The organism is Streptomyces sp. NPDC090083, from assembly GCF_044747445.1.
In the GTDB taxonomy this organism is placed as follows: Bacteria; Actinomycetota; Actinomycetes; order Streptomycetales; family Streptomycetaceae; genus Streptomyces.
Map to the genome: position 1 here is coordinate 1011962 of NZ_JBIVED010000003.1, position 12981 is coordinate 1024942.

Annotated in this window: 11 protein-coding genes; 2 read left to right on the top strand and 9 right to left on the bottom strand. The window is 71.9% G+C overall.

Features of this window, described 5'->3' with window-relative positions:
• The first annotated feature begins 125 nt into the window (after positions 1-125).
• Complete coding sequence (locus tag ACIPTO_RS15535; RefSeq protein WP_401192034.1) at positions 126-935, top strand: peptidoglycan recognition protein; 810 nt, start codon at positions 126-128, stop codon at positions 933-935.
• Positions 936-1015: 80 nt separating this feature from the next.
• On the opposite strand, the gene ACIPTO_RS15540 is transcribed toward ACIPTO_RS15535, so the two are convergent.
• A complete protein-coding gene (locus ACIPTO_RS15540; RefSeq protein WP_401192037.1) occupies positions 1016-2146 on the bottom strand; it encodes a lipid II:glycine glycyltransferase FemX in 1131 nt (376 codons plus the stop codon).
• A 188-nt stretch (positions 2147-2334) separates the two neighbouring features.
• Between ACIPTO_RS15540 and ACIPTO_RS15545 the strand changes: the two genes are divergently transcribed.
• Entirely contained in the window at positions 2335-2565 is a 231-nt protein-coding gene (locus ACIPTO_RS15545) for a hypothetical protein (RefSeq protein ID WP_366314398.1), read from the top strand.
• A gap of 8 nt (positions 2566-2573) precedes the next feature.
• Here ACIPTO_RS15545 and ACIPTO_RS15550 read toward each other — a convergent pair whose 3' ends face one another.
• The 8 genes from ACIPTO_RS15550 to lpdA form a co-directional block, all read right to left on the bottom strand.
• Positions 2574-3053, bottom strand: a complete 480-nt coding sequence (locus tag ACIPTO_RS15550) for a hypothetical protein (RefSeq protein WP_401192040.1) — start codon at positions 3051-3053, stop codon at positions 2574-2576.
• Between the two features lie 82 nt (positions 3054-3135).
• Positions 3136-3678 carry a carboxymuconolactone decarboxylase family protein gene (locus ACIPTO_RS15555; RefSeq protein ID WP_366314402.1) on the bottom strand — a complete coding sequence of 181 codons (543 nt, stop codon included), beginning with the start codon at positions 3676-3678 and terminating at the stop codon, positions 3136-3138.
• A gap of 58 nt (positions 3679-3736) precedes the next feature.
• The gene (locus ACIPTO_RS15560; RefSeq protein ID WP_366314521.1) at positions 3737-4258 is read right to left on the bottom strand and encodes a DUF4240 domain-containing protein; all 522 of its coding nucleotides are present in this window, start codon (positions 4256-4258) and stop codon (positions 3737-3739) included.
• Positions 4259-4383: 125 nt separating this feature from the next.
• Positions 4384-5361 (bottom strand): helix-turn-helix transcriptional regulator, encoded by a 978-nt coding sequence (locus ACIPTO_RS15565; protein WP_401192043.1) that lies wholly within the window; start codon positions 5359-5361, stop codon positions 4384-4386.
• 149 nt (positions 5362-5510) lie between these two features.
• Positions 5511-8213 carry a pyruvate dehydrogenase (acetyl-transferring), homodimeric type gene (aceE, locus tag ACIPTO_RS15570; RefSeq protein ID WP_366314406.1) on the bottom strand — a complete coding sequence of 901 codons (2703 nt, stop codon included), beginning with the start codon at positions 8211-8213 and terminating at the stop codon, positions 5511-5513.
• 274 nt (positions 8214-8487) lie between these two features.
• Positions 8488-9111: a GntR family transcriptional regulator gene (locus ACIPTO_RS15575; RefSeq protein ID WP_366314408.1), complete on the bottom strand. Its 624-nt coding sequence runs from the start codon at positions 9109-9111 to the stop codon at positions 8488-8490.
• A 402-nt stretch (positions 9112-9513) separates the two neighbouring features.
• A complete protein-coding gene (sucB, locus tag ACIPTO_RS15580; protein WP_401192046.1) occupies positions 9514-11337 on the bottom strand; it encodes a 2-oxoglutarate dehydrogenase, E2 component, dihydrolipoamide succinyltransferase in 1824 nt (607 codons plus the stop codon).
• Between the two features lie 57 nt (positions 11338-11394).
• Positions 11395-12783 carry a dihydrolipoyl dehydrogenase gene (lpdA, locus tag ACIPTO_RS15585; protein ID WP_366327271.1) on the bottom strand — a complete coding sequence of 463 codons (1389 nt, stop codon included), beginning with the start codon at positions 12781-12783 and terminating at the stop codon, positions 11395-11397.
• Positions 12784-12981 lie beyond the last annotated feature (198 nt).

The following is a 12981-nucleotide window of genomic DNA, read 5'->3' on the forward strand; positions in this document are numbered from 1 at the left end:
GCGTGGCCCCCGGGAACCCACCACGCGTGCGTGTACCCCCAGAAACGTGCCCGACCAGGACGATGGTTCCACCGGGTGGCACAGCACACATCGCGGGCGGCGCGAATCCGGCCGAGAGTGTGACCATGCGTGTCCTGAGAAGAACGCCGGGTGCCCGGCGTCGCCGCCGGGTACGGATACCGCGCTCCGCGCTCGTCCTGCTGGCCTGCCTGCCCGGCCTCGCCGCGGTCCTGGTCCTCGCCCTGTGCGCGGACGGCATCGGACGCCGGGCCACCGCCGCCGTACGGCCGCCCGTCGCGGCCCGGCCCGCCGCCGCGCCGCACACCGCGCCCAGGCCGCGCATCGTCCCGCGGTCCGCCTGGCTCGACGCGCTCTCCCGGCACGCGCAGCCGCCGCCGCGGTACGACGACCGGGTCGTCGCCGTCTTCGTCCACCACACGGACTCGCCCAACGGGTACGACTGCGCGGACGCGCCCCGGATCATCCGCTACCTGTACGCCGGCCAGACGGGGGTCCGCGACTGGGACGACATCGGGTACAACTTCCTCGTCGACCACTGCGGGACGATCTACGAAGGGCGGGCGGGGGGCGTCGACCGGGCCGTCACGGGGGCGCACACGCAGGGGTTCAACCATCGGACGGCGGGGATCGCGGCGATCGGGACGTTCACGGCGGGGTCGGTCGTTCCGCGGGCCATGACCGAGGCGATCGCCGCGCTGGCTGCCTGGAAGCTGGGGCTCGCGGACGTCGATCCGCGGGGGAAGGCGCGGCTGGTGTCCAGCAACAGCCTCAGCCGGTATGCCTCCGGTACGACCGCGGTGCTGCCGGTGCTGGCGGGGCACAAGGACGGGTACATGACGAGCTGCCCGGGGGCGGCTCTGCTGGCTCGGCTACCCGAGGTACGGGCGGAGGCGGCGCGGTTGCAGGGACGCTGACGGTCGCGTGCCGGGCGCGGGCCGGTGAGGGCCGGTCGCGCTGTTCCCCGCGCCCCTGGGAGCGCTCCTCCAGGGCGCTGCTATCTGCGGGACAGGTAGACGCTCAACGCCTTTTGCAGGACCTTGCCCTGGGATCCCACCGGGCGTTCCCATTCTCCGAGGTACTCCACCGCCTGGCCGCCCGCGCCCGTCTTGAAGAGGAGGCGGGCCACCAGGCGGTCCTCGGCCCGTAGGGACGGGGTGACGGAGCGGAGGTCGTAGGTGTCCGCGCCCGAGTCCAGGGCCTCGCAGAGCATGCGCCACAACAGGAGGCTGCTGGGCCGGAGTTCGCGGCCCCGGCGGGCGGACGCGGGGTAGGAGTGCCAGACGCGGGGGCCGGTGCTGATCATCAGGGCGGAGGAGAGGACCTCGTCGTCGTACTCGGCGAGGTAGAGGCGGAGCCGGTCCGGCTCCTCGGCGTTCAGCGCCTGCCACATACGGCGGAAGTAGTCGAGGGGCCGGGGCTTGAAGCCGTCGCGTTCCGCCGTGGCCCGGTACAGGCGGTGGAACGCGGGGAGGTCGTCCGCCGAGCCCCAGAAGACCCCGACGCCGCCGGCCTCCGCCGTCTGCAGCGACTGCAGCCAGTGGGGGGAGAGCGCGGCACGCAGCTCGTTCACCGACCGTCCGGCCAGGGGGATGTGGCAGGCGTAGCGCGGCTGCCCGAGGCCGAAGCCGCTCTCGTCCTCCTCCGCGCACCGGCGCCACCCCAGGCGCCGCAGCCGCTCCGCCGCGTCCAGCGCGTAGCCGTCGATGCCGTCCGTGGGGAGATCGCGCAGATGCCGTACGGAGGGGTCGGCGACGCCCGCCGCGACGGTCGCCGGGTCCCAGCGGCGGACGACCAGCGGCGGGCCCATGCGGACCGAGAACGCGCCCTCCTTCTCCAGATGCGCGATCAGCGGGTCCAGGTACCGTTCGGGGCGCTGGCCGCGCCAGTCGATCGCGGGACCGTCGGGGAGGTACGCGAGACAGCGCCCGGTGCCGGGGAACGCGCGGTACAGGACGAGCGCCACGGCCGTCAGCGCCTCCCCCTCGAACCAGCCGACGCTCTCCGCCGTCCAGTCGGGCTTCACGTCGGCCCACTCGGGGATCTGGAGGTGGCTCGCGTCGGGGTGCAGCCGGAGATGCGCGAGGTGTTCCTCGCGGGTGATGCCCTTCACGTACGGGCTGGTCATGGCGCGCGCTCCTGTTCGGCGGCGGCCACCGTACGCCGGGTGTGACGCCGCCGGTCAAGACCTCACGTCTGTGCAGCGGGCGAACACGTGGCCCGCCACGCTCACAGGTTTCTCGCAGGTCACTCACCGGGTTCCCCTGGCCGGCCTCCCTATCGTCATGCACACGCACTGAGCTGGAGGTGGGGAAGATGAACAGCAGTGACTCCGACACCACGGAGAAGTCGGCCGGCTGGGCCAGGTCCGCCCGCGGCCCCTGGGCGGTCGTCTGCGCGGTCGCCACCGTGATCCTCGGCCCGGCCGCCGTCACGGCCTCCGCGCTCGACCAGGCCAACGCGGCCCCGATGCGCCACGCGGTCAAGGTCGAGCAGCCGCAGGCCTACATCCCGGCGGACACCAGCCGCCGCCGTACCGCCGCCTGACGGTCGCGTCAGCGGGCGGCGACCGTCTGCTGCGTGCTGGTGACCGTGCCGTCCGGGTGCTGGGTGAGACGGAGGACCAGGACGTGCCGGCGGTCGGCCGGGGCGGTCACGTAGAGGGGGCGGCCCTTGTTGAGGCCGGGGGCCTTGAACTGCATCCGGGACCCGAAGGCCCCGGCGGCGCTGTTGCAGCCCTTGGCCAGGGTGCGGCCGAAGGGGTCGTGGTCGTGGCGGGTGGCGTCGACGTCGTAGTCGACGAACTTGTCGTCGGGCTCGGAGACCGTGCCGATGTTCATCGTGACCCAGGCGTGGACCTTCACGTCCGAGCAGACGGCGACCTCGCTGACGGCCTGCGGGTCCGGGTCGGCGAGGTTCGAGCCCTCGGCGTCCTTCCCGGCGAACAGGAGCGCGCCGCCCAGCGCGGCGACCCCCACGACGACGACGGCGGCACCGAGCAGGATCATCGAACGCGTGCGGACGATCGGGAACATGACCCCTCCGAGGGGTGAACTGGCTTACGTTGTCGCCCAGTTGGAGGTTCACGGTCCCGGAGTGGTTCTGGCCCCGGTGGCATCAGGACGTTTCTGTGACACTCCTGCCGAGGTCCAGGTACTTCTCGCCGACCGGGTCGATGTCCACGCCGAGGCCGTTCAGGAGACCGGCGAGCATCGTGTAGTAGCCGACCGTCGTGATCACCTCGACCAGTTGACGGTCGGTCAGATGCTTGCGGAGCGCGCCCAACGTGCCGTCCGTGAGCGCGTGGTGGGTCACCAGCTCCTTGGACGCGGTCAGCAGCGCCGATTCGAGCTCGTCGAACTCGCCGTCCTCGGGCCGGAGTTCCACCACCGACGCCAACTGCTCGACGGTGAGCCCCGCGTGCAGCGCGATCGGGCGGTGCTGGACGATCCCGTAGGCGCAGTCGGTGTGCGTGGCCACCGCCATCACCACCAGCTCGCGCAGCCGCACCGGCAGCGAGGTGCCGAGCACCGCCATGCCCAGGTCGATCGCCGGGCCCGTCAGATCGGGGGCGTGGGACAGCATGCGGAACGCGTTCAACGGAGTGGGAAGCGCGTCGACGGCCTTGGCGGGGCGCTCCGGGTACGGTATTCGGGCCACGGTGACCTCACTGGGATCGGGTCGATCGGAGAGCGGGCACCCACGCCAGTACCCCGGCTCAGTCCTGCCGGAACCTCTCCCTGAGCTTCGGGAAGCGCTCCGCGAGCACCGCGTCGTTCTCCAGGTCGAGCGGTGCCCCGAGCGGCTCGGCGGGCGCGGCCGGAATCCCCAGGTCGGGGGCGACGGCACCGGTCAGCTGCTCGTACGCCTCGTCCGCCGCGTAGCCCAGTTCCTCCCCGTCGCCGTCGATCTCGTCGTCGAAGTCGTCGATGAGTTCGGCCAGCGAGTCCGGGTCGTGCACGGCACCCTCGTACACCTCACGGCCCTGGCCGATCAGCCAGCACCGGAAGAAGTCGAACGCGTCGTCGCTCGCGCCGTCCAGCAGTACCCACGCGGCACCCCACAGGTCCCAGGTGTAGGCGCGGTTGTAACGGGCCTCGAAGTGCCGGGCGAAGTCCAGGACCAGCTCCGGGTCGAGCAGCAGCAGCCGGTCGACGAGCAGGTCGGCCTGCTCCTCGGGGTCGCCCTCGGCGGCCTCGCGGGTGCCGTCCACCAGCTCCCAGAACTCCGTCTCGTCCATCACGGGTCAAGCATCGGTCCTTGAGGGGTGGTACGCACGTGGAGTGCAGCGGATTGTCACCTGGAGCGGGGCAGATCGTTATCGGCGGAGGCACGGGGGCCGTGTGACGGGGGTGGCGCGGGTGGTCAGGTCCCGTACAGCTCGGCGAGCCGGGCCGCGTCCCTCGCGAACCGGGCCCGCAGGCTCTCCGGTGCCAGCACCTCCACCTCCGGGCCCAGTTCCGCGAGCTGGCCGCGGGCGACCTCCTCGGACTCCACCGGGAGGGTCACCGTCACCCAGCCGCCCTCGTTCCGCGGCGCGTCCGCCGCCTTCAGCGCCTCCCGCGCGGCGGCCGGATCGACGGCGTACGGAAGTCTTCGCGCGCCGTCCTCGGACAGCCGCACGACCACCTCGGCCCGCAGGATCGACCGCGCGAACTGCTCCGCCCGCTCGTCCCAGAACGCCGGGAGGTCGAAGTCCTCGTCCCGTACGAAACGTTCCTCCGCCTGATCCATCGCCGTGAACCGGTCGATGCGGTAGACGCGGAAGGCGTCACGGTCGGCCACGCGGGCGCACAGGTACCAGACGCCCGCCTTCAGGACCAGGCCGTACGGTTCCAGCGGGCGCTCGACCACGGTGTCACCGCGCCGGTAGCGGGCCACCACGCGCCGGTCGTCCCACACCGCGTCGGCCACGACGGGCAGCAGTTCGGGCGTCTTCGGCTCGCGGAACCAGGCCGGGGCGTCGAGGTGGAAGCGCTGGGCCGCCGTGTGCGAGGCGTCACTGAGGGAGGGGACGAGGGCGGCGGACACCTTCAGGCGGGCCGCCGATGCCGCGTCCTCCAGGCCCATCTCGCGCAGGGCGCCCGGTACTCCGCTCAGGAACAGGACCTCGGCCTCGCTGCGGGCCAGGCCGGTGAGGCGGGTCCGGTAGCCGCCGACCAGGCGGTAGCCGCCGGCGCGGCCCCGCTCCGCGTACACCGGGACGCCTGCCTCGGAGAGGGCCTGCGCGTCCCGGGTGACCGTGCGCTCGGAGACCTCCAGTTCCCGGGCCAGTTCGGCGGCGGTCATGGTGGCGCGGGACTGGAGCAGCAGCACCATTTTGATGAGACGGGCAGCGCGCATACGTCCCATGATGAGGGATCTCGCCCCCGCCGCCCCTACCCGGCCCTGGGGGCCGCCGCCCCCGGACCCCCGCTTCGGCCTGGACGGCCTCGTCCTCGAACGCCGGACGGGCTGATGCTCCAGCCCCTCCGGCGTTCGAGGAGACAGCCCTACAGCCCGTACCGCTCCCGCGCTTCCTTCACCGACGTCGCCTTGACCTCGCCGCGGCGCGCGAGCTGGGCCAGCGCGGCCACGACGATCGACTCCGCGTCGACGCCGAAGTGACGGCGGGCCGCGTCCCGGGTGTCGGACAGGCCGAACCCGTCCGCGCCCAGCGAGGACCAGTCCTGCTCGACCCACTGCGCGATCTGGTCGGGAACCTGCCGCATGTAGTCGGACACCGCGAGGACAGGCCCCTCGGCCCCGTGCAGCGCCTGCCGCACGTACGGCACCCGCTCCTCGCCCCGCAGCAGCGCCGCGTCCGCGTCCAGCGCGTCCCGCCGCAGCTCGGTCCAGGACGTAGCCGACCAGACGTCGGCCGCGACACCCCACTCCTCGGAGAGCATCCGCTGCGCCTTCAGCGCCCAGTGGATCGCCGTACCGGAACCGAGCAGCTGGATCCGCGCCGCGTTGGCGACCGGCGAGAGCCCGGCGGACTCGGCCGTGTTGAAGCGGTACAGGCCCTTGACGATGCCCTCGTCGATCCCGAGGCCGGCCGGCTTGGCGGGCTGGGGGATCGGCTCGTTGTAGACGGTGAGGTAGTAGAAGACGTTCGGGTCCTCGCCCGGTGCCGCCTCGCCGTACATCCGGCGGATGCCGTCCCGCACGATGGCGGCGACCTCGTAGGCGAACGCGGGGTCGTACGACAGGGCGGCGGGGTTCGTCGCCGCGATGACGGGGGAGTGGCCGTCGGCGTGCTGGAGGCCCTCGCCCGTCAGGGTCGTACGGCCGGCCGTCGCGCCGACGAGGAAGCCGCGGCCGAGCTGGTCGCCGAGCTGCCACATCTGGTCGGCGGTGCGCTGCCAGCCGAACATCGAGTAGAAGATGTAGAAGGGGATCATCGCTTCGCCGTGCGTCGCGTACGACGTCGACGCGGCGATGAAGTCCGCCATCGAACCGGCCTCGGTGATCCCCTCGTTGAGGATCTGGCCGTTCTTGGCCTCCTTGTAGTACATGAGCTGGTCGCGGTCGACGGGCTCGTACGTCTGGCCCTTCGGGGAGTAGATCCCGAGCGACGGGAACAGGCTCTCCATGCCGAAGGTGCGCGCCTCGTCGGGGACGATCGGCACCCAGCGCCTGCCGGTCTCCTTGTCGCGGACCAGGTCCTTGACGAGACGGACGAAGGCCATCGTCGTCGCCACGTTCTGGCTGCCGGAGCCCTTGTCGAAGGACGCGAACGCCTTCTCGGCGGGGGCGGGCAGCGCGGGCAGCGGGTGGGTACGGCGAGCGGGTGCCGGGCCGCCGAGCGCAGCGCGGCGCTCCTGGAGGTAGCGGACCTCGGGGGAGTCGGCGCCGGGGTGGCCGTAGGGCACCACACCGTCGACGAAGTCGCTGTCCTTGATGGGGAGTTCGAGCAGGTCACGCATCTGCTTGAACTCGTCCGTGGAGAGCTTCTTCATCTGGTGGTTGGCGTTCTTCGACGCGAAGCCCTCGCCGAGCGTGTGGCCCTTGACCGTCTGCGCGAGGATGACCGTCGGGCCGCCCTTGTGCTCGACGGCCGCCTTGTACGCGGCGTAGACCTTGGACGCCTCGTGGCCACCGCGCGAGAGGTGGAAGCACTCCAGGATCTTGTCGTCGCTCAGCAGCTTCGCCAGCTCGACGAGCGCCGGGTCCTTGCCGAAGAAGTCCTCGCGGATGTAGGCCGCGTCACGCGTCTGATACGTCTGCACCTGGGCGTCCGGTACCTCGCGCAGCCGGCGTACCAGGGCGCCGGTGGTGTCGAGCCGGAACAGCTCGTCCCAGGCGTTGCCCCACAGCGACTTGATGACGTTCCAGCCGGCGCCGCGGAACTGGGCCTCCAGCTCCTGCACGATCTTGAAGTTCGCGCGGACCGGGCCGTCGAGGCGCTGGAGGTTGCAGTTGATGACGAAGGTCAGGTTGTCCAGACCCTCGCGGGAGGCGAGGGCGAGGGCCGCCGTCGACTCGGGCTCGTCCATCTCGCCGTCGCCGAGGAACGCCCAGACGTGCGACTCGGAGACGTCCTTGATGCCGCGCGCGGTGAGGTAGCGGTTGAAGCGGGCCTGGTAGATCGCCGACAGCGGGCCGAGGCCCATCGACACCGTCGGGAACTCCCAGAGCCAGGGCAGCCGGCGGGGGTGCGGGTACGACGGGAGGCCGTTGCCGCCCGCCTCCTGGCGGAAGTTGTCGAGGTGCGTCTCGGTGAGGCGGCCGTCGAGGAAGGCGCGGGCGTAGATGCCGGGGGAGGCGTGGCCCTGGATGTAGAGCTGGTCGCCCGACCCGTCGGCCTCCTTGCCCTTGAAGAAGTGGTTGAAGCCCGTCTCGTACAGCCAGGCCGCGGACGCGAAGGTCGCGATGTGGCCGCCGACGCCGTGTTTGGCACCGCGGGTGACCATCGCCGCCGCGTTCCAGCGGTTCCACGCGGTGATCCGGCGCTCCAGCGCCGCGTCGCCGGGGGCGGCGGGTTCGGCGGCGGTCGGGATGGTGTTGACGTAGTCCGTCTCAAGCAACTTGGGCAGCGCGAGGCCGTTGCCCTCCGCGCGCTCCAGCGTGCGGCGCATCAGGTACGCGGCGCGGTGCGGGCCAGCGGCCTTCGCGACGGCGTCCAGGGAGGCCTGCCATTCGGCGGTCTCCTCGGGGTCGCGGTCCGGGAGCTGGTCGAGCTCGCTCGGCTGGATGGCGTAGGGGTCGGTCATAACGCCGCCTTCCTCAGTCGAAGGGGGGTTCCCTCGTCGGCAAGGGGATGTCGGGGGTGCCCTTGGTCTTTGGCAGGACAGGGCGGCGGGCTCTGTGGTGGGAGCCCGTCCGTGACTGTAACTCCCTGATCGATGATCGATCAAAGGTTCCCGGGCAAAATATCTTGATTACCGGAAAGTCGGCACGGGGTGCCTTGAGCGGCGGCACAGGGTGTCGTGGAAATCCGGGGTTTTCGCAGGTGAGCCAGGGTGTGCGCAGATGTGCCCGGCCGTGTCACGGGCGCGGGGCGCACCCCAGAACATGCGCCTTCACCAGCTCCGCGATCCGCGGATCCCGGCGCCGGAACGCGGCCACCAACTCCTCGTGCTCCTCCGCGTACGACTGCTGCACGGTCCCCAGCCACCGGATCGACAGCGCCGTGAAGACCTCGATGCCCAGGCCCTCCCAGGTGTGCAGCAGCACGGAGTTGCCCGCCGCCCGCACCAGCTCGCGGTGGAAACCGACGGTGTGACGGACCTGGCCGGTGCCGTCCGCGGCGCGGTCCGCGTCGTAGAGCGCGGCGACGTGCGGCTCCAGGGCCGAGCAGTCCTCGGCCAGCCTCCCCGCCGCCAGCTCCGCCGCGATGGCCTCGAGACCGGCCCGCACCGGATAGCTTTCCTCCAGGTCGGCCGCCGTCAGATTCCGTACCCGTACGCCCTTGTTCGGCGCGGACTCGATCAGCCGCAGCGACTCCAGCTCGCGCAGCGCCTCCCGCACCGGCGTCTGGGACACCTCCAGCTCGGTCGCGATCCGCCGCTCCACGATCCGCTCGCCCGGCTTCCAGCGACCGCTCACGATCCCCTCCACGATGTGCTCGCGGATCTGTTCGCGCAGCGAGTGGACGACGGGCGCGGTCATGAGAGCTCCTTAAGGGCGTTTGACGTTTAGACAATAAGGCCGCACGCCCGCTCGGGAGGGGCGCACGGGGGCGCTTTCATGCAGGTGAGACGAGACTTACACGCCGACGGCACGATCGGCGCGATGGCCGTCCGGGGCGTCGGGGGCGCCGCGGAACAGGGGGCTCGGGGCGGGAGTGGCGGTGGTGGCGTCCGGGACTTCGTGAGACCGGACGGCGCCCGGGAGTCCGGCCGAGTCGGCCGGGGTCCCCGCGTCGCGGCGGCGGCATCGGCGCGCGCACGACGGGATCGTACGCCCGGACCCGGGACGGCGGGCGAGGCGGCGCACCCGGAAACGCGCGGTGCCCCCGCCCGGAGGACTCCGGAACGGGGGCACCGTACAGACAACGGACCTGGCGGCCGACTACAGGCCGAGCTCGACCTCGAACTCGCCGGCCTCGAGGATCGCCTTGACCGCCGTCAGGTAACGGGCCGCGTCGGCGCCGTCGACCAGGCGGTGGTCGTAGGAGAGGGTCAGGTAGGTCATGTCGCGCACGCCGATGACCGTGCCGTCCTCCGTCTCGATCACGGCGGGGCGCTTGACCGTGGCGCCGATGCCGAGGATCGCGACCTGGTTCGGGGGCACGATGATCGTGTCGAAGAGCGCGCCGCGCGAACCGGTGTTGGAGATGGTGAAGGTCGCGCCGGACAGCTCGTCCGGGGTGATCTTGTTCGCCCGGACCTTGCCCGCGAGCTCGGCGGTGGCCTTGGCGATACCGGCGATGTTCAGGTCGCCCGCGTGCTTGATGACCGGGGTCATCAGGCCCTTCTCGGAGTCCACCGCGATACCGACGTTCTCGGTGTCGAAGTAGGTGATCGTGCCGTCCTCGACGTTGATCCGGGCGTTGATGGCCGGGTGGGCCTTCAGCGCCTGGGCCGCCGCCTTCACGAAGAACGGCATCGGGGAGAGCTTGACGCCCTCGCGCGCGGCGAAGGAGTCCTTGGCCTGGCCGCGCAGCCGCATCAGCCGCGTGACGTCGACCTCGACGACCGAGGACAGCTGCGCCTGCTCGTGCAGCGCCTTGACCATGTTGTCGCCGATGACCTTGCGGATGCGGGGCATCTTGACGGTCTGGCCGCGCAGCGGGGAGGCCTCCAGGACGGGGGCCTTCCTGGCGGCGGCCGGTGCGGCAGCCGCGGCCGGAGCCGGAGCGGCGGCGGCCTTCGCGGCCTCGGCGGCGGCGATGACGTCCTGCTTGCGGATACGGCCGCCGACGCCGGTGCCCTTGACGGTGGACAGGTCCACGCCGTGCTCGGACGCGAGCTTGCGCACCAGCGGGGTGACGTAGGCGCCGTCGTCCGCGGGCTGTGCGGCGGCGGGCGCCGGAGCGGCCGGGGCGACCGGAGCCGCGGCGACCGGGGCGGGCGCCGGGGCGGCGGGAGCGGCCGGAGCGGCGGCGACCGGGGCGGGCGCCGGAGCCGGAGCCGCGGGCGCGGCCGGGGCGGGCGCAGCGGCCGGAGCCGCGGGGGCGGCCGGTGCGGGGGCCGGAGCCGGAGCGGCAGCCGCCGGAGCGGGCGCCGGGGCGGCCGGGGCCGGGGCAGCCGCGGGAGCGGCACCCGGGGCGCCGACGACGGCGAGCTTGGCGCCGACCTCGGCGGTCTCGTCCTCGCCGACCAGGATCTCCAGCAGGACGCCGGCGACCGGGGAGGGGATCTCGGTGTCGACCTTGTCGGTCGAGACCTCCAGGAGGGGCTCGTCCTCCGCGACCTCCTCGCCGACCTCCTTCAGCCAGCGGGTGACGGTGCCCTCGGTGACCGACTCGCCCAGGGCGGGCAGCACGACGTCGGTGCCGGAGGCGCCGCCCGCCGGAGCGGCGGGGGTCTCGGCGGGGGCGGCCGGGGCGGGCGCCGGAGCCGCGGGGGCCTCGGCGGCCGGGGCCGGAGCGGGCTCGGGGGCCGGAGCCGCCTCGGGCTCGGCGGCCGGCGCCGGAGCCGCGGCGGGCGCGCCGGTGCCGTCGTCGATCACGGCCAGCTCGGCGCCGACCTCGACGGTCTCGTCCTCGGCCACCTTGATGGAGGCCAGCACGCCGGCGACGGGCGACGGGATCTCGGTGTCGACCTTGTCGGTCGACACCTCGAGGAGCGGCTCGTCGGCCTCTACTCGCTCACCCTCGGCCTTCAGCCAGCGGGTGACAGTGCCCTCGGTGACGCTTTCACCGAGCGCCGGAAGGGTTACGGAAACCGCCATGGTTTCGGTTGCTCCTTACGAATTGCGGAAGTCTGTGTCGTCGTCCGACCGAGGGGGTCAGTCGTGGGAGTGGAGAGGCTTCCCGGCCAGTGCCAGGTGCGCCTCGCCGAGAGCCTCGTTCTGCGTCGGGTGGGCGTGGATCAGCTGGGCGACCTCGGCGGGCAGCGCCTCCCAGTTGTAGATCAGCTGGGCTTCGCCGACCTGCTCGCCCATACGGTCGCCGACCATGTGGACGCCGACCACGGCACCGTCCTTGACCTGGACGAGCTTGATCTCGCCCGAGGTGTTGAGGATCTTGCTCTTGCCGTTGCCCGCGAGGTTGTACTTCAGAGCGACGACCTTGTCCGCGCCGTAGATCTCCTTGGCCTTGGCCTCGGTGATGCCCACGGAGGCGACCTCGGGGTGGCAGTACGTCACCCGGGGGACACCGTCGTAGTCGATCGGGACGGCCTTGAGACCGGCCAGACGCTCCGCCACCAGGATGCCCTCGGCGAAGCCGACGTGCGCGAGCTGGAGCGTGGGGACGAGGTCGCCGACGGCCGAGACGGTCGGGACGTTCGTCCGCATGTACTCGTCGACCAGGACGTAGCCGCGGTCCATGGCGACGCCCTGCTCCTCGTAGCCGAGACCGGCGGAGACGGGCCCGCGGCCGACGGCGACGAGCAGGACCTCGGCCTCGAACTCCTTGCCGTCGGCGAGGGTGACCTTGACACCGCTCTCGGTGTACTCGGCCTTCGAGAAGAAGGTGCCCAGGTTGAACTTGATGCCGCGCTTGCGGAACGCGCGCTCAAGAAGCTTGGAGGAGTTCTCGTCCTCGAGGGGGGCGAGGTGCTTCAGGCCCTCGATGATCGTCACGTCGGCGCCGAAGGACTTCCACGCGGAGGCGAACTCCACGCCGATGACACCGCCGCCGAGGATGATCGCGGACTGCGGCACGCGGTCCAGGACGAGGGCGTGGTCCGAGGAGATGATCCGGTTGCCGTCGATCTCCAGGCCCGGCAGCGACTTCGGCACGGAGCCGGTCGCCAGTAGGACGTGGCGGCCCTGGATGCGCTGGCCGTTGACGTCGACGGAGGTGGGGGAGGAGAGCTTGCCCTCACCCTCGATGTAGTGCACCTTGCGGGATGCGATCAGACCCTGGAGACCCTTGTAGAGGCCCGAGATCACGCCGTCCTTGTACTTGTGGACGGCCGGTACGTCGATGCCCTCGAAGGTGGCCTTGACGCCGAACTGCTCGCTCTCGCGGGCCTGGTCGGCGATCTCGCCCGCGTGGAGCAGGGCCTTGGTGGGGATGCACCCCCGGTGCAGGCAGGTGCCGCCGACCTTGTCCTTCTCGATCAGGGCGACGTCCAGGCCCAGCTGGGCCCCGCGCAGGGCCGCGGCGTAGCCGCCACTACCACCGCCGAGGATCACTAGGTCGAAAACGGTGCTGGCGTCGTTCGCCACGTCACGTCCTCCATGCATGTGCGCCACGCCGGTCAGCGGTGACCGGTCGGCGGCTGGTGTCCGGCCGCTCTTTCTTCGGCCCTGTGGTGGGGGCCCTGTCCTGCCGAGCCCATCTTCGCACTTGTCGGAGGCCGACGAGACGCCGGGCCGGGGTGTGAGACACCACACGCTCACATGAGAGACGGCGCACGGGTGAGA